Origin of the sequence: Mesorhizobium sp. M1A.F.Ca.IN.020.06.1.1, assembly GCF_004023265.1 — a bacterium.
Lineage (GTDB): Bacteria > Pseudomonadota > Alphaproteobacteria > Rhizobiales > Rhizobiaceae > Mesorhizobium.
The window spans coordinates 1-895 of record NZ_RZSR01001489.1; the positions used below are offsets into that span (position 1 = coordinate 1).

The window sequence follows — 895 nt, forward strand, 5'->3', positions numbered from 1 at the left end:
TCGCAAGATACGCGAGCAGGCGATCCTGGAACGCATCCTGAGCGGCGACCGAACCATCAAGGAGATGGTCGCGGCGATCTATCGCGACACCGACCCGCGGCTGCACGGAGCAGCCGGCCTTTCGGTTCTCGCGCATCTCGAGGACTTGGTGGCCCGCGGTCTCGTCGCCAGCGAAGGCGACCCGGCGATCGACGGGATTTTCAGGCCTGCCGGTTGACTCACTCGGCCGGCGCCGCGCCGACCTGGCCGGCGACCTCCTGATCGAGCTCGGCGAGGAAATCGGTGATACGGGCGGCATTGTCGCCCAAGTCATGACGCCCGTAGCGCGAGGCCGAACGCATGTCGACGACGACCGAATCGCCGTCGTCGGCGACGCGGATGGCCACATCTGCCGGCAGACCGAGCACCAAGCCTCTCGCGACCGCGGTGATCGTCGCCTCGCTCTGGCTGTTGATGTCGGGATAGGGCGCGGTCAGCTGCCAGTCCCGCCGGTCGAGCACGGTCTCGACAGCATCGACCACGGTTTCGAAGGGCAGGTTGTAGCTGCGCCCGCTAACCAGCGGATATGCTTCCGCCTGCAGGCTCTGCTCGCCGGGCGTCGGCGGCGACAGCGCGTTCATATCGCTTGTCCGGTCGCTGGTGTCGAGCGCCGGCGGGTCGTCGACGTCGGTCGAAATGTCGCGCAGCGGCGGATAGACGGTCGCCCAGTAGGCGGCGATGCCGAAAGGCGCAAGCACCAGCACTGCCAGCAGGGCGCCGACGCTGAGATCGCGGCCGCCGCGGTCGCCGAAATTCCACAGCCTCGACAGTGCAAGCCCGGCGAGCAGCAGCGCGAGCGCCGCAAGCAGCGCAACGAGCGCCAGCACCCACAGGAAAGGCGGGGTGTCGACAAGGT

At 68.0% G+C, this 895-nt stretch carries 1 protein-coding gene and 1 pseudogene; one reads left to right on the top strand and one right to left on the bottom strand.

Going from position 1 to position 895, the window contains the following annotated elements:
- Positions 1-217: pseudogene (locus EOA60_RS35060) on the top strand (MBL fold metallo-hydrolase); the annotation flags it as partial.
- A gap of 1 nt (position 218) precedes the next feature.
- On the opposite strand, the gene EOA60_RS35065 reads toward EOA60_RS35060, so the two are convergent.
- On the bottom strand, positions 219-895 hold a 677-nt coding region (locus tag EOA60_RS35065; RefSeq protein ID WP_164899875.1), incomplete at its 5' end, for a DUF1499 domain-containing protein.